The 19940-nt window shown below is 61.3% G+C and carries 17 protein-coding genes; 2 read left to right on the forward strand and 15 right to left on the reverse strand.

Going from position 1 to position 19940, the window contains the following annotated elements:
* Positions 1–41: 41 nt before the first annotated feature.
* The 8 genes from G6N35_RS12940 to G6N35_RS12975 form a co-directional block, all read right to left on the reverse strand.
* Positions 42–1004 carry an MlaD family protein gene (locus tag G6N35_RS12940; RefSeq protein WP_163804609.1) on the reverse strand — a complete coding sequence of 321 codons (963 nt, stop codon included), beginning with the start codon at positions 1002–1004 and terminating at the stop codon, positions 42–44.
* Complete coding sequence (locus G6N35_RS12945; RefSeq protein WP_163804610.1) at positions 1001–1993, reverse strand: MlaD family protein; 993 nt, start codon at positions 1991–1993, stop codon at positions 1001–1003. Before G6N35_RS12945 ends, G6N35_RS12940 begins: the two co-directional genes overlap by 4 nt.
* Positions 1990–3096, reverse strand: a complete 1107-nt coding sequence (locus G6N35_RS12950; RefSeq protein ID WP_163804611.1) for an MlaD family protein — start codon at positions 3094–3096, stop codon at positions 1990–1992. Before G6N35_RS12950 ends, G6N35_RS12945 begins: the two co-directional genes overlap by 4 nt.
* The gene (locus G6N35_RS12955) at positions 3096–4064 is read right to left on the reverse strand and encodes an MlaD family protein (RefSeq protein WP_179967355.1); all 969 of its coding nucleotides are present in this window, start codon (positions 4062–4064) and stop codon (positions 3096–3098) included. Before G6N35_RS12955 ends, G6N35_RS12950 begins: the two co-directional genes overlap by 1 nt.
* Positions 4052–5053: an MlaD family protein gene (locus tag G6N35_RS12960; RefSeq protein ID WP_246224297.1), complete on the reverse strand. Its 1002-nt coding sequence runs from the start codon at positions 5051–5053 to the stop codon at positions 4052–4054. Before G6N35_RS12960 ends, G6N35_RS12955 begins: the two co-directional genes overlap by 13 nt.
* Positions 5050–6096, reverse strand: coding sequence for an MlaD family protein (locus tag G6N35_RS12965; RefSeq protein ID WP_163804613.1), 1047 nt, complete (start codon positions 6094–6096; stop codon positions 5050–5052). Before G6N35_RS12965 ends, G6N35_RS12960 begins: the two co-directional genes overlap by 4 nt.
* An 18-nt stretch (positions 6097–6114) precedes the next feature.
* Positions 6115–6912, reverse strand: coding sequence for an ABC transporter permease (locus tag G6N35_RS12970; RefSeq protein WP_233211460.1), 798 nt, complete (start codon positions 6910–6912; stop codon positions 6115–6117).
* Between the two features lie 71 nt (positions 6913–6983).
* A complete protein-coding gene (locus tag G6N35_RS12975; RefSeq protein WP_099250832.1) occupies positions 6984–7754 on the reverse strand; it encodes an ABC transporter permease in 771 nt (256 codons plus the stop codon).
* A 760-nt stretch (positions 7755–8514) separates the two neighbouring features.
* Here G6N35_RS12975 and G6N35_RS12980 point away from each other — a divergent pair.
* On the forward strand, positions 8515–9561 hold the full coding sequence (locus G6N35_RS12980; RefSeq protein WP_163804614.1) for an Lrp/AsnC family transcriptional regulator: 1047 nt from the start codon (positions 8515–8517) through the stop codon (positions 9559–9561).
* Between the two features lie 55 nt (positions 9562–9616).
* Here the strand turns inward: G6N35_RS12980 and G6N35_RS12985 are convergent, their stop codons facing one another.
* From G6N35_RS12985 to G6N35_RS13000, 4 genes are all read right to left on the reverse strand, one after another.
* Positions 9617–10165, reverse strand: a complete 549-nt coding sequence (locus G6N35_RS12985; RefSeq protein ID WP_163804615.1) for a TetR/AcrR family transcriptional regulator — start codon at positions 10163–10165, stop codon at positions 9617–9619.
* Positions 10166–10188: 23 nt separating this feature from the next.
* A complete protein-coding gene (locus tag G6N35_RS12990) occupies positions 10189–11184 on the reverse strand; it encodes a spirocyclase AveC family protein (protein ID WP_163804616.1) in 996 nt (331 codons plus the stop codon).
* Between the two features lie 169 nt (positions 11185–11353).
* Entirely contained in the window at positions 11354–13087 is a 1734-nt protein-coding gene (locus G6N35_RS12995; RefSeq protein WP_163804617.1) for a nitric oxide reductase activation protein NorD, read from the reverse strand.
* Entirely contained in the window at positions 13084–13905 is an 822-nt protein-coding gene (locus tag G6N35_RS13000) for an AAA family ATPase (RefSeq protein ID WP_163804618.1), read from the reverse strand. Before G6N35_RS13000 ends, G6N35_RS12995 begins: the two co-directional genes overlap by 4 nt.
* A gap of 703 nt (positions 13906–14608) precedes the next feature.
* Here G6N35_RS13000 and G6N35_RS13005 point away from each other — a divergent pair.
* Positions 14609–16156: a GMC family oxidoreductase gene (locus tag G6N35_RS13005; RefSeq protein ID WP_163804619.1), complete on the forward strand. Its 1548-nt coding sequence runs from the start codon at positions 14609–14611 to the stop codon at positions 16154–16156.
* A gap of 253 nt (positions 16157–16409) precedes the next feature.
* Here G6N35_RS13005 and G6N35_RS13010 read toward each other — a convergent pair whose 3' ends face one another.
* From G6N35_RS13010 to G6N35_RS13020, 3 genes are read right to left on the reverse strand one after another with little or no spacing between them, the layout of a single operon-like run.
* On the reverse strand, positions 16410–18146 hold the full coding sequence (locus tag G6N35_RS13010) for an N-acyl-D-amino-acid deacylase family protein (protein ID WP_163804620.1): 1737 nt from the start codon (positions 18144–18146) through the stop codon (positions 16410–16412).
* Positions 18147–18188: 42 nt separating this feature from the next.
* The gene (locus G6N35_RS13015; protein ID WP_163804621.1) at positions 18189–18368 is read right to left on the reverse strand and encodes a ferredoxin; all 180 of its coding nucleotides are present in this window, start codon (positions 18366–18368) and stop codon (positions 18189–18191) included.
* Between the two features lie 5 nt (positions 18369–18373).
* Positions 18374–19741 (reverse strand): cytochrome P450, encoded by a 1368-nt coding sequence (locus tag G6N35_RS13020; protein WP_163804622.1) that lies wholly within the window; start codon positions 19739–19741, stop codon positions 18374–18376.
* Positions 19742–19940 lie beyond the last annotated feature (199 nt).

Here is a 19940-nt window from a genome sequence, read left to right on the forward strand (position 1 = left end):
CTTCTCTCAATGGGGCTTTCGGTCACGGGTGAGTCTCGCTCTCAAGATCCCGCCGGATCCGGAACGGTGACATGCAGTGTGATAGCACCGTCCTCAGGAACCGCTGCGAGCATGTTCGACAGGATCTGGCCGGTGTCGAAGTTCATCAACGATCCGGCGATGCCGTTCATCTTGGGCAGAAGAGCTTCGGAGATCACCTTGAGATCGGGCGCACGGTCGTCGAGGAACTTCTGCAGCCGGGCGAGCAGCGACTGGAACAGCCGTAGCCCCGGCGGACCGTTCACAAGTACCACCTTCATGGCTGCGCCGTAGGTCGAGTGGATCAGTGGCCCAATCTTGGTGAAGGGGTCGACCAAGCTGGTCAGCGTCGGGCCAAGCCAGTCCGCGTTCTGCAGCAGTGTCTGCATATTCGCCAACACCGTTTGCCCACGGCCATTCATGCCTGCGGTGGTGTTTCGCAGCAGCAAGCTCGTGCGGGCGAGGTTCGGCAGCACCGAACCCGGATCCGGTAGCGCCGCGTCGGCTTCGTTGACGATGCGTTTGAGTTGATCAGGGTCGAGTTGATTCATCACCCGGACGACGCTGGCGGCCAGTTCCGAGATCGAAGCCGGTTGGTGCACTCGTTCGGCGGCGATCCGTTGACCGTTCTTCAACATCGGGCCGTCAGAGGTGCGTGGCAGTAAGCCAAGATACGTCTCGCCGAGGGCCGACAAGTTGTCCAGGCGTACATCGGTGTCGACCGGGATGGGCTGGCTGCGGTCGATATAGAAGTCGACCGTGGCATCGGAAACAGTGGATTGGATTCCGGTCACCTTGCCCACTGGCACACCGCGCAATAACACATTGGATCCCACGACCAGTCCGTTGACGTCGGCGACCGTCATCGACAGGTTGGTCCGATCCGACGGCGGCCCGAGTCGTAGTCCGAAGGACGCGATGTAGGTGATCGACAGAGCGATGATCGCCGCAAAGACGGTAAACGACACCGCGTCACGTAGCCTCATGGCGTTGCTCCCAGAATTCGCAGCACGTCTTGGATATTGCCGGAGAGTTCTCGCCCGTCTGGTCCCTGAATCGAGGTGATGTTGATCGCCGGGTTCTTGTCGACCGGAAGGAAGAAGTCCGTGAAAAGCTTTCTCCAGTGAGGCACTTCGTCTTCGACGGCCCACTTGCTGTGTTGAATCGCCCCCATCGTGACGCCGAGCGAATCCAGCAGCGGTACCAACCAGAAGCCGCCGTTGTAGATACTGCCGATAGATGGGAGCAACAACCCGACGTATGACGCAGTTGTTGTGCCCCGGTCGAACCCAAGCATTCCGGCCGGGGAGAACCAGTGCTGGAAGTCCGGCACATGGACGGCCATGACATCTCCGGCTCGTGAGACACCGTCGAGCCACTGATCGACGAGATCCATATTGCTGGCCAGATCGGAGAGGTCGACAGCGACCCGCGTGGTCAGCTTTCGAACGTCGGGTTCGGGCGGGGTGACCCTGTTGATGCCGATGATGGCTTGCTGCACCCGCTGAATCGACCCGCTGGCCACGAAGTTCGCCATGTTGGCGATGGTGTCTTCGAGTTGTGGCGGCGACGTCGTGTTCGACAGGGGGATCCGACCACCAGCTGACAGCGCAGTAGTCGCGGAATCTTGTTGGGAGCGTTCAAGCGCAACGTAGATGTCACCGAGGACGGTGGCCTGCTGCAGCGTCGCATGCGCATTCGACGGCACCGTCACGCTCGGCTCGATGCGCGCTGTCACGTCGACGTGATCGCGGGCGCTGGCCACCTTGGTCACCACCCCGACCGCCGTCCCGTCGATGACGACCTTGGCCCTGTCCGGCAGGTTGAGGACGTTGGCGAACTCCATGACGATGTCGTAGCCGTCGCTGTAGGACTTGCCCGGTTGGGGCAGATTGTTCACCGATAGCGACGAACAGGATGTGAGCAGGACGACTGCGCTCAACAACGCCAGTAACGACGGAATCGCACGGTTCATCGTTTGTTGGCCATCGTCAGAACGTATTGCAGCAGCGCGACATCGACCGCGTAGGGCTGGCCGGCGACGTCCATGCAGCTGCCCGGCACCTGAGCGTTCATGTATCCACATTGCAACAGCCCGTCGTGTGTGGGAATTCGATACATCGGGGGCCGATACCGGATGCTGAGGCCCCGATTGTTGACATGATTGGCGAATGTGTTGATCCACCATGGCACCGGATTGAACAGATCGGCCATCGCGTTGGCGTGCGGAGTCATCTTTCTGAGCGCGTCCGACATGGAATCCAGGGTCAGCTGGATCTCATCACCGGCATGCTGCTCGAGGTCACCGACGGCTGTGATCAATGCGGGGAACGGGCGGACTAGGCGTGTGCCACCGTCGAGAGATCGATTGAGGTCGGGGGTCGTGGTCACCGCATCGAGGAGGATCTGCTTCATCGGCCCTCTGACATCGCTCAGGAAGGTGGTGAGGTCAGCGAGATTGGTGACGATCGATCCCATCTCGCTGATCGCCCGGTCGGGGCTGTCGAGCAGTGCCGAGGTGGAAGTCAGCAGCTTGTTAGTGGCCTCTCCATTGCCGCGCATGAGCTGATCGAGTCCGGCAACAGTTCCGCCGACATTGGTCGAATCCTTGGGATTGATCGCATTCACGAACTCGGTTGTCGACCCGATCACCTGGGACAGCGACTTCGGTGTGAGCGAGCGGTCCAATGGGACACACTCCCCCGGCTTGAGCCGGGGACCCTTCTCATAATTGCCGACCATCTCCAGGGCACGATCGGCGAGAACCGATGGTGAGCGAACGACCGCGCGCACATCACTGGGCAGCGGCCGATCATCGGTCAAAGTGAAATCGACCCTGACGCTCTTCGCGCTCGGTGTAACCGATTTCACCTTCCCGATGGGAAAGCCCATCTGCGTCACGGGATTTCCGACGTAGAGCCCAATGCTGTCGGGCATCACGGCGCAATAGTCGGCGCTGTTGCTGCTTGCTGGGGAAGCCGATGGGGTGGCGCATGACACCGCCGCGGCGGCAACCGCAGCGAGGGTAGCGCCAGACAGCGCAGCGCGGTGCAATGAGACTCCGAGGTGATAACGCATCAACACGCACTCCCCGGCATCGGGATGCACACGTCGGTTGCGAGCAGTTCTGGCCGCGCGTTCTGAGCGTCGAGAACGCGATCTAGCTTGTCACGTACCCGACGGAGTCCACGAACGATGATGCCGCTCCGATCGGCCCAACTCCGGAAAATCGCCTGCCAGTTGTGGATCTTCTCCAGGAACCGCTCCCGATGTGCGTTGTAGAACGGCGCGATGGGCCCAATGGCGTCGCCGAGATCGCCCATGCCCATCAACGCAGCGCCGAACCCCTTGCCATACACCGTCAACGTCTGCTCGAGTATCGAGACTTTGGAGATCACCTCCTTGAGTTCGGCGGTTGAGTTACTCAATTCCTGGATGTACTCGTCGGAGAGATTCAGGATCGCCGAAATCTGACCGCGCTGCTTGTCGATCGTCTGGGTCAACGAATTGCCGGCGTTGATCACCGCACTCAGCGAATCGACGTTGGTACCGGTCAATCCCTTCGAGATCTCATCCAGGGATTCGTTGATCGGCTTCGTCTTGATCTGATCTGTGATCGACACCGCATCGGTGAGTGTGCGCACCAGGCTGTAGGGCATCGTGACACGTTCCCGCGGAATGACTCTGTCCCCCAGTGGCTTGTCGCCCAGAGAGACTACGTTGACGTAATAACCACCGACGACCGTCAGCATCCGGACATCGACCTGGGACTGGTCGCCGACGAAGGCATCGCCTTTGACCGTGGTGTCGACCTTGACTTGATTCGGCTCGATTGCAAGGCTTTTCACCTTTCCTACGGTGACACCGGCGATCCGTACCGTGTCACCAGGCCGGACTGATGCTGCGTCATCGGTATAGAAGCTGACGGTCTTCTCCCCGGGAGGACTTACGTACACCAAGGCAATGACCATCGCGGCCACCGCAACGAAGACCAGGGCCGCCGCTCCCCACACGGTGGGGTTGCGCAGGAACTTCACTGATTGCATAACACCACCCGATGTCCGTTGAGAAGCACATCCATGGTCGCCGGGAGTTGGGCTCGACCCCGCGAGCAGGTGAGCGGAACACCCTCCTTCTGCGGGGGTTCGATGTTGTCCCACATCACAGGAACCAACTTGAACGCCTCAACGGCGTTGTCGAGATTCGTGAACGCCTTGTCGAAGGCGGTGTCCAAGTTGATTCCAGGCTTGATGCCGGCGTTGTGCAACAGCCGCACGACGACACTGGTGAATCCGAGCCCATAGAGATCGGACTTGCGGAATTCGTCGAGGATGAGCAGTGCTTGATCCATCGGACGGTTCACCCACTTGAGAATTTGCACCATGTCCTTGCTGTGACCACCGAGCTTGTCCGCCACCGCAGTCAGGTTCTGCATCAGAGTGGCCACAACCTCCTGACGATCGGAGACAAAGGCCGTCAGTTTCCTGATGCTGTCGAGCATCGGCCCGACGCCGCTGCCGTCACCGGAGAGGTACGCCGCCGCGTTGGCCGTGAAGGTATTGATCTCCTCTGGGCTCAATGTCGCGAAGACAGGCTGCAGGCCGTTGAACAACGTGGTGATGTCCAGCGACGGCTGCGTCATCGTGGTGGGTATGTGCGTCACGGTGGCAGTGTTGGGACCCGCATCAGACGGGTTCATGACGTCCACATAGCGCAGGCCGGTGAGGGCCTGGTACTTGACCGCAAGACGAGTCGCGGAGCTCACCCCGTAGCGCTTGTCCAGCGTGAATCCGACTGCTGCGAGGCTCTGGCCGCTTCTACGCTCCAGCGCGATCGAGTTCACCTTGCCGACCCGAACCCCGCGTACCCGGACGTCCGCGTCCAGATGAAGGCCGGATACGTCGGTGAAATCAGCTGTATACGAACGCGTTTCACTGTGGACCGGCTGGAGCATGACGTTCGCCAAAATGATGAAAACAACCACTGCGAGCGCCGCACTCAGGGCAAACCGCCACAACGCGGCTCTCGGCTTCACGGCGCGACTCCCATCTCACCAAGCGGTGCGGCCATGCCGGGAAGCGCATCCAGCACGATATGTACTTGCAGGGCGCGTTGTTCCGGTGAACCGCCGTAGAGGCTTTCGAACCGACGCCGAAGCTCGACCAGCGTTGCGGCGATGTCGTCGGGGCGCACCAATCCCGGAACTGTGTCGGACAAGATCTTCGTGATGCCGACTACTGGCAGCAGGTCACTGACGTGGGAGGATTCCAGCTTGCCAGCGGCACCAAACAAACCCTTCGCGGTCAGCTCGACCGTCGGTAGGTACCGATTCTGCCAGAATTCCTCGGTCACTGTTGCGCCGCCGTCGTCGAGCACGACCAGGCCCGAATTGTCGAACTCGGTGCCCGTTTTGATGAGCGCATCGGTGAAGGCGGGGAATGCGACACTCAGCCCGGTCGCATTTTCGAGAAGCCTTGCGGTACTGACGGTTTGGACATTGTCGACAGCTCTGGTCACCGTCAACATGGTCTCCAACAGTGGCTCCATGCCGTTGATGTATCGGGTCGATCGGTCGATGACGCCCACCAGCTGTGGTGTGACCACTCCCTGGGTGATCTGCCCGAGCCTTGACAACAGAGTCTGTAGGGCAAAGTTGCCGCGTGGAACTGTGGTGATTCGCATTCCGTCACGGAGTGGTTGCCCCCCTTCACCTTTGACTACGTTGATACCGGTGATACCGAAGTAGTTGGCCGGCCGGTAGTCAATTCCAAAGGTGTCGGTGAGACCTGCTGCTGACGGTCCCTGAAGATCAACATTGAGCCGGACACCACCGTCAGCCATGCTCGAAACATTCTTGACCTCACCGACCTTGACACCGTGCATGATGACCGGTGTCCCGCTCACCACTCCTTGCCCGGAGTACGGCGTATCGATGGTCAAGGACAGCTGATTCGCCGGCCGACCGCCGAACGGATTCAGCACCCACAGCGTTATCGCCAACGCGACAGCGAGAAAGAGTCCTAGCCCGACAAATGCCAGACGACGCGCTTCTTCTTCGGCCGAAGCTCGGAACAACATTCTTGTGCCCTGCCCTTCCTAGCCTTTGAAAACGAACTCGGGACGCAGGCCCCACAGGGTGACCGTGAGCATGAAGTCCAGGACCATGATCACCACGAGGCTCGCCCGAACGGCACGACCTGACGCCTGGCCTACACCGACGGGGCCTCCGGAGGCGAAATATCCGTAGTAGCAATGGATCAGCGTGACAGCCGCACAGAACACGACGGCCTTGATGACTGCATACGCGATATCGGTCGGGGACAGAAACTGCACGAAGTAGTGCTGGTAGGTACCGCCCGGCTGACTGTACAGAACGCGCAACATGAAGTCCGAGACGAAGAAGCTGACCACGAGCGTCAGCAAGAAGCCCGGCACAACACACAACATGCCACCAACCAGGCGGGTTCCGACCACGAATGGGATGGCTCTGAGTCCCATCGCCTCGGTCGCGTCGATCTCATCAGCGATCCGCATCGAGCCGATCTCGGCGGTCATACGGCAACCGGCCTGGGTGGCGAATGCGATGCCTGCGACCAGAGGAGCCATCTCGCGCACATTCGCCAAACCACCGACGATCCCGGACAATGCGCCGAAGCCGAGCAGGTTCAGGGTGGCGAACGCCTCGATGGCCACCGATGCGCCGACCGCCAGGCCGAGGATGACCAAAACACTGATCACGCCACCGTCGACGATGAGCGAGCCTCTTCCCCAGGCAAGGCTATTCATCTCTTGTAGCGTCTGCCGCCGATACTGGCGCACCGTCAGCGGAAGCAGCCACAGTGTCTGCCCGATGAATACCACCCACTGCCCGGCGGTTTCGGAGGTCCGCCGAATCGCCCCGACCGGCCTGCCGGGAAGGCTGAAACGCCTAGCAGGAACTGCACTTCCGCCCTTCGGCACCGCCACTAGGACACCTCCATGGGGAAGAACATCGCTTGCAACTGAGTCATCACCAGGTTCACCAGCACAATTCCGACGACGTTGAGCACCACCGATGAATTGACGGCATCAGCGACACCACGTGGACCACCCTTGGCCTCCATTCCGCGCTGCGAAGAGATGACGGCAACGATGGCGCCGAAGATGACCGCCTTGCCCATGGCGAACCAGACGTCGACCATCTTCGCGAACGAGCCAAATGACATCCAGAAGCTCCCTGACGTCACATCGCTGACTGTCACCGCAAGCATGAAGGCGGCCCCCACTGCCGACGCGATGATCAGTGTGCACAGAATCGGCGCAATCATGATCAGGGCAAGGAAGCGCGGGACCACAAGTCGCCGCACCGGATCGATTCCCAGCACGCGCAGCGCGTCGAGCTCTTCTCGGATCTGCCGGGCGCCGAGATCGGACGCGATTGCCGATGCCGCTGCACCGCCCATGAGCAAGCCGGCCGTGATCGCCGCACCCTGCCGAATGACTCCGACTCCGCTCGCGGCACCCACGAGCGAGCTGGCACCGACCTGGTTGACCAACCCGGACACCTGCACCGACACCATCGCGCCGATCGGGATGGCCATCAACAAAGCAGGAGTGGCTGTCACTTTCAGCAAACCCCACGCCTGGACAATCATCTCTCCGACAGGTATCCGCAGTTTCACCGTATCGACTACCGCGTAGCGAAGCACCGCCAGCGCCAAGTGCACACTGCGGCCGGTCGTCGCCATGCTGCGCATCGGGATGGCAACCAAGCGGGCCGCCACTCTCTCGGCCGCGCCTCTGGCTGTCGTCAATAGGGTGACCGAGCTTTCGGTCCGAGCGTTAACGGTCACCGTTGCCGTCAATGTGCCGCATGCCTTACCTCACGAGTCTCACATGTGCAGTACAAGTGAGATGTCTACCACATCACTCGCGTGAGATACAGATGATTCGCATCGGAAGGTGCCAGTACTTGGCTTGTGAGTGTCAAGAACGCGTAGTTTCAGTGCGCAACAGCTGCGATAAATTCTCCAGCCACTTGCACCCTTGAGAGCCGCACCGCCACGGTGCGGGATACCACGGCCTGTTGCCCATTGCCGCGCCCGACGATGCGCGAGGCCGCCAGCCGAGACCCTGGGCGCTAGCCGGCAGGCCCGCCAACCCGACGGCATACGGCGACGCAATCGGCAGAGCTTTTCGTCGCACGCAGCCATCGTCCGGCGCTCTGCGCGGGCCGCCGTCTACATCTGGTTTGGTTCTGAACGACAGCCGCACAGGACGTTGCAGGCCACTGCGTGTGACCGCTGTGGCGACCCGCGTCAAGCTGTTCTGAGCAAACCGATCAGGATGACTGTCGGGAACCTGATTCTTCACCAGCCATCTCGTCCGTTACGGCACACAATGCTGGGAGCAAACTTACGCGAGGGCCTTGGCTTTACGATACTCTGCGTAGTCTGTGGCGCATCTGCTGGCGCATTCGGCAGTCTATGCACGGAAGGGTTGCCACAATGCCATAGAGTGACGGCGCTGCTAACCCGTGCCGAGCGACAGGATGATGATGTGGCGCGCGAGCCCGAGGCGATCGCACAAGAGAGCGATCCGAGCACAGCTCCCCACCATCAGCGCGCAACGGAGATCAGTGACCTCGATCGCGCTCTGATCAATCGGCTCCGCTTCGACGGACGCGAGAGCAACCGCTCCTTGGCACAGCGACTCGGTGTCAACGAGGTGACGGTCGCTGCTCGGCTCCGCCGAATGGAAGATGCCGGCATCATGCGAGTCGTGGCCGTGACCGACATCAGATTGTTCGGCCATCGCGAATTCAACTTCGCCCTCCTTCGAGTACGAGGGCGCTCAGTCCAGGATGTCGCGGCCAAGTTAGCTGCGCTGCCCGAAACCATCGGTGTCACAGTTACTTCAGGGCGCTTCGATATCGTTCTACCCGTGGTGTGCCGAGATCGCGCACACACTGCGGAGATGTTCGGAACAGTCTTGACCGCTATTGACGGCGTCGAAGGAGTTCACGGCACTCTTGCTCTCGACGTCCTGAAGTACGACTCGAACTGGGCGAGTTTCCATAACCCCGGAACCACACCCCAAGCACAGCCCAGCGACACCGTCGACGGCGTCGATCTGGAGATCATCCAGCTGCTGCAGAAAAACGCACGCCGGAGTAATCGAAGCATCGCCGCTGAGCTCGGATTCTCGGAAGGGACCATTCGCGGACGAATCAAGCGCATGCTGAACGAACGCGTGTTCCGCATTCAGGCTGTGACGAACCTGCTCGCATTCGGCCGATATGCCTATGCCTTCGTGCTGATCACCGCGGAGCCCGGCACGGTTGAGTCCATCGCAGCGATACTCGCGGCACGGGACGACATCTCCCAAATCACCCACGTTCTCGACGATTTCGCTCTTATTCTTGTAATGACTGCACGAGATCACAGTTCGATCATGGCCGCTGTCAATGAGGAGATCACGTTCATACCCGGGGTGCTACGGACCGAGACCTTGCACATGAGCCAGAGCCTCAAGCACACCTATGAATGGACATGGATCGTCTGAGAGCGCCGCGATGCGATGCGGTGGGCCCAAACCACGCCGCACCGGCCGCAGCTCTTCAGTCGCTTGCCGAAGCGCCCCGCAGGAACATAGCGGCCAGCACCTCATGCGGTAGTTGACCCGGGAGAACCGCGCCCGGGGCGAGCAACGCCTGGGCCAGGGCGACGAAGGTCGCCGCCAACCATTGGGGACTCATGTCATCGCGCAGTACATCGTGTTCCTGCCAGCTTTGCATGAGCGCGGAAAGCCCGATCGGGTCCGGGCCCGCAGCCGCGACCTCCGGCAAGCCGATGAGGAAAGAATAGCGATCTTCGTATTGAGTGGTTTCAGCGGCAAGGACGTACACCGCCTTCTCGCCGACGGGGTGCCGTGCCGTGCGATCCACCACGTCGCGCCCCTCGACCAGCGCTTGTTCCACCACCGCCTCGATAAGGTGCTCGCGGGACGGGAAGTGCCGGTAGACAGTCGCGCGATGCACACCTGCCAGTTGCGCAACCCGCTCCAAGGACACCAGCGGCTCAGTCCCCAAGACACTCACCGCTGCGGCCAGGATCCGTTCACGAGCGATGCGCGCATCGGCACGACGTGGGCGTGACGATGCGCGCATCAACTCATTATGTCGCAGTCAGATCATCGACCGCCCCAAGGGACCGGGAAGTAGGACGGCAGGTCGGTTACCGGTGTTCCGTTCATCATGATCACGTTGAAGGGAACGAAGTAGATCAGGATGTAGACCGCGCTCACGAAGCCGAAAATGGCGAGGAAGCGCAGTGTGGTCTTCTGCAGACTGCCGATCTGGTAGCGATCGATGCCCCTCTCGACGAACGACAATCCCTGCCCGTTGTCTTGATTGGCGGACTCGCGAAGCCACACCATCACCATCCAGGTCATGCCGTAGATGATGCAGTTGAACCAGGGCCAGCCGTACTGACCGTGACCAATGACGAAGAACGAGTTCTGAGTTGGGTAGGTCCAGTGTTCGAGGCGAATGAAGATGATCTCGCTGATCGCGCTTTGGGCGACAACTGCGAGATAGACCAACCCGTAGCGTTGCCACTGCGCCCAATCCGGCCGGGCCACCACCAGTCGGTGGTAGATGAAGCTACCGAGCCGAACAGCGGCATACCACGACCACGTATAGCAGCCAAAGATGAACCCCAGCGGCACGGCCCAGAGTTCTGGGTGCGGACCCTGCCAACCGGGGATGAAGCCGCCCCACGAACCGACGTTGAGGAAATGTGCGTTGTACTGAAAGGCGAAGACGAAGTAATTGTCCAGCGGATCCCAGATGTTCATCGCGAAGGAAACAAGGATGAAGATTCCATCGAACCCGAGGCCGCGGCGTTCGACGAGGGGTTTGACGACGAACCATCCCACCAGGACCAGAAACGCTGCGAACTGGCCCCACTCGAGCACACGCAGGATGACGAGTTTTACGCCACCGAACTCGTCCGGGCCCGGATTTACCGAGTGTGGGCCCTGCAAGCCCCACCGGGCGATAGCGACCAAGGCCACCAGGGCAAAGACTGCGCCAAGCGCGATGAATGCGCCGGTCCAGCGACCGGCGACAGGACGTTGATTGCCGCCGGTCGCTGGACCGACGGCGCGTTGTTCGGAGCTCACCATATGTGCGACATTAGTGTCGCACATACGCTAAATCAATAGCCAATTTTCTAGTACAGCAATGGAATACGTAACTGAGGCCAATGCCGCGACACGCCAAAGTCGCGCTCCCGCCTCATATCCGTTCTGCTCCGTCAGATAGTCGGGTGGCGCACCCCATCAGGCGTCGTAGTCAGTGCGCAAGGCGTCGACGAAGATCGGCTCCTTTCAGCGCATCAATGAACAGGCGCCGTGCCATTTCGGGCAGTTCAGAACTGTCGGGAAGTATGGCCGTCGTCGACCCCCCAAAGACACGCGCCAATTCAGCGTTCGGATTATCGGAGCCCACCGACAGGCATACGCAACCGATCCCGGACGCGCGCGCCTCAGCCAAAGCATGGGCGGTATCGGCACGCGCGTAATCGTCGGTGTAGCCAATGTCGTACGGCAATCCGTCGGTGATCACCACAAGCAAGGCCCGTGACGCACCAGACCGAGTGCTCAGCACATGCGTGCCGTGGCGGACGGCGGCGCCGGTACGGGTGTAACCCCCCGGTTCCACCTCCGCAATCCGACGCAAGAACTGTGCCTCCCGCACCGAGTCGAAGTCTTTCAGAGAGCTCAGTTTCACCGACTTGCGCCCCATTCCCTGAAACGCCATCGCCGATGTGCGGCAACCCAATCGCGTCGTCGCGGCGATGACAGCCCAGGCGAGCTGTGCCTGCAGTGAGAACACCATGCCACCGGCAGAACTCGGGTCCTTCGTGGAAGCCGAGGCGTCCAGAAGCACGAGAATGGCCAGATCTCGATAGCGGGGCAATGCACGAGAGTAGACGGCATCCTGGTCGGCCCCGGGGTCGACGATGGCATCGATCGCCGCGTCGATGTCCAGCTCAGGACCGTCCGAAAGCCGGCCGACTGGAATAGACCTCATCCCGACTGTCGACAAAGCCCGTAGCAGGCGTGGGACCAACGTTGCTGCTGTGATCCCACCGGCTACCTCGCCACCGCTGATCACCGGACAATCGGTTGCCGAGGTAGCCACGACGTGGCACCAATCGGCTTTGAAAGTCTGCGAAACGTGGTCCCACTCAGGGTATTGCAGGCGGGACAGGCCGGGTGGATCGGCTGCGCGACCCCTGCCACCCCGCCAGCTCGTGGCCGGACGGACTGCGCCGGTCAACCGACCTCGCATCGCCGATCCGGCCGATGACTCGGCACCCTCCGGGCTGTCGGTCGTGCGCGCCCGTTGCACACCTGCCACATTCTGGAACAGTCGGCGTAGGAAGCCACTGCCTGTCGGCGAATCGAACAAGCCGTCCGGCTCCGAGCCTCCGTCATCAAGTTCGAGGCATTGCCCTTGATCCTCATCGAGCATGTCGCTGAGCGCCGAAGCCGCGGGCCGACCCGCAGCCGGATCGGCCACGGCGCCAGCAGACCTCAGCAGTCGCACATCGATTGTGCCCCAGCAGGCCGGCGCGGCAGGGAGGTCTTCAACGCTCAGTGCGCGACGCATGACGTCGGCGGGGCCATGTGGAGGAAGCACTCCAGTCGGGAGATCATCGACTCCGCGTTGGATTATCGCGCCCTCTACGGTCGGAGCGGCAGCCGCGCAGAGGATTTGAAGCAGGAAGTACCGCTGCAACCCCTCCCGTCGCCGCCGTAGTGGCCTGAGCTGTTCAGCCGTCATCCCGCCGGCGAGCAGTGCAGCGTGGACAAGCACCTGTTTGCGCGATGTCTTCCAATCGGCCTCGGCGGCAACGAATATCGAACGTCCATCGGTCCGTGCCCGACCGTTCGCCGCATAGGTGACGTCGATCGGACGCGCGGCTAACGCACTTGCGAGAAACGACAACCGCTGGAGCCGACTCTCATCGGCATCGTGATCGGCGGCGGCAGAACCGCCAATCCCCTGCGGTTGGGTCACTCGGCCAGATAGCTCTCGATCAGTTCCGTCAACCCGGCCTGGATCGACGGCTCGTCGGACAGCGGACCGGCAATTGCCGCCGTAGCAGCCTCGCGCGCCGGGACGCCGACCGCAATGAGCCGGGCCGCAGACACCAGTGCCCGGGTGGAGGCGACCTCCCGAAGATCCAGACGGCCGGCCTTGCGGATTGCGACACCAAGGGAGACAAGCTCGGTGGCTTGCTCCTTGCTGACGAGCGCCTCCTGGCACAGCACTGTGACCTCGGTGCTCGCAGCTGGGAAGTCCATGGCAATGGCCACCATGCGCTGGCGTGTGCTGTCCTTGAGATCCTTGATGATGCTCTGGTAGCCAGGGTTGTAGGACACGACGAGCTGGAATTGCGGCGGGGCCGCCAGCGTCTCGCCCAATCGATCGATGTGGAGTTCGCGACGGTGGTCGGTGAGCGGATGCAAGACCACTGTCGTGTCCTGGCGCGCTTCTACCACCTCATCGAGGTAACAAATGGCACCGGTCCGAACCGCCCGGGTGAGCGGGCCGTCGAACCAGGCAGTTCGACCGTCCTGCAACAAGTATCGACCAACCAGATCGGCAGCACTGAGGTCGTCATGGCACGCAACCGTGATCAGGGGACGCCCCAGCTTGGCCGCCATGGCTTGAACGAATTTGGTCTTGCCGCAGCCTGTTGGCCCGGTCAGCATGACCGCGAGCCCGCAGGCGTGCGCCGCAGCGAACAGCTGCTCTTCTCGCCCGGAAGGGATGTAAGGAGTCACGTCATCCGCAGCCGGCACAACGTTGGCGGCTGACGAAGAATCGACCATGCCGGCAGTCTAACCATGAGTTGCGCAGAATCTAAGCAAACCATGGATAGTATGCGCTTGTGTACCGGAATTCGCGTTCGATACTACCGCTGAGTTGACGCATTTATCCGAGCGCCCACTGCGACATGGGGTCCACTTCGGCTGCGATCGGCTGACAGTCCAACGGCAGAACCGCTGGGCCGCCACCGTGCGATGAACAGGTGACGGAGCGCAGCCTAGCCTTGAGCCTGAGCCTGACTGCTTCATCAGCCCTGCCGTCGATCCAGCGTTCGACGGACGCCGCGAGAGAGGGGTCCAATCCATGTGGAGAACCCTTGTGCTCGCAGAGAATCATCTCGATTGCACGTTCGGTGTCACCGGCACCGAGTGCGGTAAACACACGCGTGCGAGCGGACGGGGCCAAAGCCGGCCGCACGGCCTCGGCCAGGTCCCAAGCAAGACGAACTACGGCGCCACGATCCACGACTCGGTCCTTCTTTCCAGAGGAGACACCTCCGGCCATCCACGCCGCCCATCGAAACGACGAGCGCACACACCCCTGTTCGAGCTGACCACCCGGCGTCCACATAGCGACGCATTTCGAGAACGCACAGTATACTTCTTGCGCGCACTCGGCTGCAGTATTGGCATCTTAATCCGGATACTAGCTACGCATATAGCCAATACATCATAGGTCTGACTTGTCGATGCGTATAGTTAGCCCATGAGCAATGCCAACATGACTTCTGATCAGCGATCCGCCCCGTCTGATGCGTTCGCGGCTGACCGACCGGCGCGGTCGGTCATCGTCGTCGGTGGCGGTACGACAGGCGCGGTGCTGGCGGCCCGGTTGAGCGAAGACCCCCTGATGTCGGTGACGCTCTTGGAGTCGGGTCCCATTGACAACTACGGTGCAGAGGTTCGTGATCCGCGCCGGGCGCACGAAGTCTGGTCGACGCTGGCGAACTCCACGGTCACCACGATGGCGCACCCTACCGGCGTTATCCCGATGGTTTCGGGCAACGTCTTGGGTGGCACCTCAGCCGTCAACTATCTGGCGACGATCCGGGGTCAGCCGCAGGACTACGACGGCTGGGAGCAGGCCGGCCTCGACGGTTGGGGCTGGCGTGATGTTCGCCAGTACTTCATCGCAGCCGAAAGCGATCTGGACTTTCCTGACGCACCGATCCACGGCAATCGCGGTCCACTGTCGGTGAGCCGTTGGAGATCCGAGGAGAACAGCACCTTTCAACGGGCATTCGCCGAGGGCATGCGTGAAATCGGTGTTCCAAGCGTCGGCGACGTCAATGACCCCGATCAGCTGCCGGGCATCGGAGCCTTTCCCGCAACACTCGACAGTTCACGGCAACGACTGACGGTCAGCGCGGCTTATTTGACCGAGCAGGTCCGCGGACGAGCGAACCTCACCATTCGGCCTCACTCGCCTGTGTCGACGATCATCATCGAAGGAGGCAAGGCGGTCGGCGTGAACCTCGAGAGTGGCGAAACACTGACGGCCGACGAGGTCATCGTTTCCGCCGGCGCGATTGGATCTCCGACCCTGCTGATGAGATCAGGCATCGGCCCGCGGGACGAGCTCGAAGCACGTGGCATCGCGGTGCACGCAAACCTCCCGGTCGGTTTGACGATGAGTGACCACCTCGGCACTGCCCTGCGTTATCACCATGACGGGCCGACAGAGATGCTCGGTGGGCCCGCACAGACCGTTCTCGTCGGCTCCTCCAATGGCCGCGAAATCGACTACCACGTATTCCCCTCGCCGTCTCCGGACCTCACTCGGCCGGGAGATTTCCTGCTGCTCGCCTATGTCTTGAAGTCCACCGGACAAGGACGTGTCGAACTCGCCCAAGATCCCCAGGCCCCGCCCGTTGTGACAGCACCTCCGTTACCGGACGATGTCGACATCCGGCTCGGCCACGCATTCCAGCGAATCGCCGACTGGGAGCAGTCTTCTGCTTTCCGCGATTTCGGCTGCCGGCCTGCCGAACCGCATGATCTCGTATCTCCAACAGCAGTCAGAGATGCCCTGGCGCGCATCATCATCAGCTACGGCCATATGGTTGGCACCTGCCCGATGGGTCAAGTCCTCGATTCCGAATGTCAGGTGCGAGGGGTGTCCGGACTGCGCGTCGTCGACGCCTCCGCCATGCCGACCATACCCGCGGGCAACACCTACCTAGGATGCGTGATGGTCGCTGAACGGGTGTCGGCGCTGATGACTGCCGCGAACCAAGCTAGCCGCCGGAATTGAGGTAAGTGCCAGCGGACCCGCGGATATGACAGGGACCCCGCACATTTGACGTGCGGGGTCCCGTTTTTCGCCCGTGGCACCCGGGTGCCTCAGTAATGCTTGTCCGAAGCTGACATGCTGCTTGGACGCAAACCGAGCCTGCATACACAGTCAGGGCGAAGGCGCCCTTCTCCTCAGTGGAGAGCCAAGCGCCTTCGCCCCGACCATCTCGGCCAGTCCTTCATACCCCCCGTGAGGGAAGGAACCGGTCAGCTCAGTTGTTTTCCCCAACCCCTGCAGACACCAGCACCCTACCGGGGGTTGCCCCGGTGGACTTCATGCCGCTCTCGAACGTCACGACACCGTTGACCATGATCAGATCGATACCGAATGCCGGGATCACCCGCCGGAACTCACCTCCAGGCAGGTCCGTCACCAACTCATACTGATCGGGGTAGCCCAGTGTCTCCGGATCGTAGATCATCAGGTCGGCCGCGAAGCCCGGCAGCAGTGCCCCTCGATCAACCAGGTTGAGCAGGCGTGCGGGCATCATGCTGAACTTGTGATGGAGTTCCTCGAGAGTAAAACGCTTCTCTTCCAACGCAAGCCACTGGATCAGGTCGGTCGAGAAATTCCCGCCGCTGAAGAACCGGATGTGCGCACCGCCGTCGGAGGTGCCTGCGATGACACGCGGATGCTTGTAGAGCTTTTCGAACAGCGCCGGGTCTTGGCTCATCGAACTAAGTGTGCGGAAGTCCATTTCGCAACGGGAGTCGACAACGGCGTCGAAGAAGGCGTCAACAACGTGGATACCGGCCTCTGCGGCGATGTCGCCGAATTTCTTGCCGATGCGCGGATCACTGGCGTCGGGCATGGTGATCAGCTTCAAGTTGTCGAGCATGCCGCCACCGGATGTCATGTTGTCCACCGTGTGGACTTCCTTGATCCTCGCCCGCCACTCGGGATCGCTGGCCTTGGCGACCCGTGCGTCGATGTCGTCACCGAGCTCGGAGAACTCAGCAAACGCCGGAAGGATATCCCAGGTGTTCCAATCCAGCAGCCGCGATTCCTGCCAGGTACGGAAGGCAAGAGCCTGTGAGTAGCAGTCCAGCCCCTTGGCCTCACACGCGTCCAGCCAATTCAGAACCCGGTCGATCTCCTCGGGAATGTGGTCGAACGGCACGATGATGTTCTGCAGCACCGGGCGCCCCGAGATCTCGGCAAGCCTCTCAGCGATGTGGTTGTTGTCGATGGCCATCGGCAAGTCGACCAATGCCTGGATGACGCCGTAGTCCATCTCTCGAAGCACCTCGGCCAATGCATAGGCGGTGGACTCATCGGCGGCGTCGGTGGGCATCGGCGAGCCGTGGTCCTTGTGCGAGTTGAACTCATTGAGCTTGGAGAAGGCGAACCCAATGGCTCCAGCTTCCAAGGCTTCCCGCAAGAGGCGCTTCATCTCGGCGAGTTCGGACTCGGTGGGCAGTCGATCGCGGGCGTCCTCGACCGATCCCATCACGAAGATCATCAGCGAGTTCAGCGGAATGTAGCTGGCGACGTTGATGCCCTTGCCCAGGCCCTTGACGACGTCCAGCCACTCCGGGAACGACTCCCATGAGAACGGCAGTGCCTCGCGCAGCGCCGCGGTGGGAATCTGCTCGGTGGTCTCCATCATGCCCATGTAGCGTTCCTGCACCGCCTTTTCCTTCTTACAAGGCGCGAAACCGAAGCCACAGTTCGACACCACTGCGGTCGTCATCCCGTGATAGCCCGAGGGTGTGCAGTACGGATCCCAGAAGATCGCGGCATCGTAGTGGGTGTGGACGTCGACCACACCAGGCGCGATGATCTTTCCGGACGCGTCGACGATCCGGGTCGCCGTTGCATTGCCCAGTCCACCGATCCGGGCGATCCGGCCGTCGCGAATCGCAACGTCGGCGAACTTGCGCGGTGTGTTCGTTCCGTCAATCAAGGTGCCGCCCTTGATGATTACGTCATAGTCATTAGCAGTCATTTTCATGTACTCCTGTTCTCGTAATGTTGTCGTTGACTGTGCTCAGGCGTCGATGGCGGTGATGGCCATACTTGGGCAGGAAGAAACCATGCGCTCCGCGGTGTCGTCGTCGATCACCGCATCGGTACCTTCCGCAATGCCATCGCTGGCGAATGTCACCGCTTGTGCCGCGATCGATGCGCACTCTTTGGTGCCCTGGCACAGATTTTCGTCGAAGATCACTCTTTTCATGCTGCGACTCCATGCTTGCGGCGAATGATCCGACCGGGCAGACCACCTTTGAGCCCGACGCTGAGATGAAAGTCGTGACGTGGTGTCCATCCCGGGCGGGGTTGGATGTAGAAGCGCTGGGCAATTTTCGTCAGAACAAACTGTGCCTCGAGGTAGGCCATGCCGACGCCGATGCAGTGCCGTGGGCCGCCACCGAACTGGACGAATTGGAAGCGATGCTGAGCTGCCTTGCGCTCGTCTAGCCAGCGCATCGGGTCGTACCGCTCGGGATTGTCCCAGAGGGCTGGGTGCCGGTTGATGGTGTAGGCACTGACACCCACCTGGCTTCCCGCCGGCACGTGATAGCCAGCGATCTCGTCGTCCTCGAGTGCCTGACGGGTCAGGAGGAGAGCGCCCTGCATTCGTTGCGCTTCGTCAAATGCCGCTTTCGAGTACGGCAGTAGATTCAGGTCGGCAAACGAGTCGAAGTTGCCGGTATAGCCGTCCGCCTCGGCGCGCATCGCCTCCATGGCATCAGGATTCTGCGCCAGCATCGCGACCGTCCAGGCAAGTGCAGACGCCGTAGTGTCGAATCCACCGAACCACAAGCCGATCAATTGATCGACGAGATTCTCGTGCTCCAGTGCCCCCTCGCCGTCGCCTTCGCCAACTGCCAGTAGCGTGTTGAGCACATCGGAGCTGTCGTTGGGGTTGGCTCGCCGATGGGCGATCGCGGCCTCGATCCGGCGGCGAATTGCTGCCACGGCTACCTTGCCACCACGTTCGTGTGGCACAGGAACGAAGGACGGCGCCCAGAAGGTGAGCATCAGCCCACCCATGTAGTTGGTCTGAACCCGAAAGTCATCAACTAGTTCGGGAATGCCGTCGGAGGGCACCGAGGAGGAGAACATCGACCGCTGCAGTGCCGCCATCGTCAGGATGGAGAGCTCGCGATAGAGGTCCACCTCATCGCCCGCCGCCGCGATCGCATCCCAACGTTCCAACGTGTCATCGACGGCGCTGCTCAGAATCGCCGCGATTCCGTTGAGATTCCGGCGCGCGAAAGCCGGATTGAGCAATCTGCGGTTGCGCTTCCATGGCTCGCCGTCGGCCACCGGGATGCTCTCGCCGATAGCGGGCACCAACGCTCTCGACATCACGCCTTTGTGATACCGCGAGTAGTCCAACAGCCAACTGCCAACGTGCTCAGGGTCATTGACCACCATCGTCCCGCCCGGCCCCAGCGGAAGTGAGTAGAAGTCGCCGTAGCGCTCGACACAATCGCTGAGAAGTTGAAACGGATCGCGGGAGCGCGCAAACATCGCTGCCAGCCGGCCCACCCCCGGGCCGGGTGCTCGTCGCCGTGCAGTGCTGACGGCCGCCACGGGTCCACCATGCCGTTCCGTGATCGCCAAGATAGTACCTACCTCATTGTTCGGTTGCGTGTTCTGAATCACCCCACGTATCGACCACAGTATTACGCGAAATGGCGCCATGCAAGGGCCACAAACCCAATCTTCGTAGCTCAGGTGGATGATGGCCTACCGTGACGCGCATGCCAGCGCAGTTCAAAAACGGGCGCGG

The organism is Mycolicibacterium anyangense, assembly GCF_010731855.1.
GTDB classification, from domain to species: domain Bacteria; phylum Actinomycetota; class Actinomycetes; order Mycobacteriales; family Mycobacteriaceae; genus Mycobacterium; species Mycobacterium anyangense.

What these genes read in the sequence shown, in the direction of transcription:
- G6N35_RS12940 (WP_163804609.1), bottom strand. Translation starts at nt 1,004, where the DNA reads ATGAGGCTACGTGACGCGGTGTCGTTTACCGTCTTTGCGGCGATCATC.
- G6N35_RS12945 (WP_163804610.1), bottom strand. Translation starts at nt 1,993, where the DNA reads ATGAACCGTGCGATTCCGTCGTTACTGGCGTTGTTGAGCGCAGTCGTC.
- G6N35_RS12950 (WP_163804611.1), bottom strand. Translation starts at nt 3,096, where the DNA reads ATGCGTTATCACCTCGGAGTCTCATTGCACCGCGCTGCGCTGTCTGGC.
- G6N35_RS12955 (WP_179967355.1), bottom strand. Translation starts at nt 4,064, where the DNA reads ATGCAATCAGTGAAGTTCCTGCGCAACCCCACCGTGTGGGGAGCGGCG.
- G6N35_RS12965 (WP_163804613.1), bottom strand. Translation starts at nt 6,096, where the DNA reads ATGTTGTTCCGAGCTTCGGCCGAAGAAGAAGCGCGTCGTCTGGCATTT.
- G6N35_RS12975 (WP_099250832.1), bottom strand. Translation starts at nt 7,754, where the DNA reads ATGCGCAGCATGGCGACGACCGGCCGCAGTGTGCACTTGGCGCTGGCG.
- G6N35_RS12985 (WP_163804615.1), bottom strand. Translation starts at nt 10,165, where the DNA reads ATGCGCGCATCGTCACGCCCACGTCGTGCCGATGCGCGCATCGCTCGT.
- G6N35_RS12990 (WP_163804616.1), bottom strand. Translation starts at nt 11,184, where the DNA reads ATGGTGAGCTCCGAACAACGCGCCGTCGGTCCAGCGACCGGCGGCAAT.
- G6N35_RS13000 (WP_163804618.1), bottom strand. Translation starts at nt 13,905, where the DNA reads ATGGTCGATTCTTCGTCAGCCGCCAACGTTGTGCCGGCTGCGGATGAC.
- G6N35_RS13005 (WP_163804619.1), top strand. Translation starts at nt 14,609, where the DNA reads ATGAGCAATGCCAACATGACTTCTGATCAGCGATCCGCCCCGTCTGAT.
- G6N35_RS13010 (WP_163804620.1), bottom strand. Translation starts at nt 18,146, where the DNA reads ATGACTGCTAATGACTATGACGTAATCATCAAGGGCGGCACCTTGATT.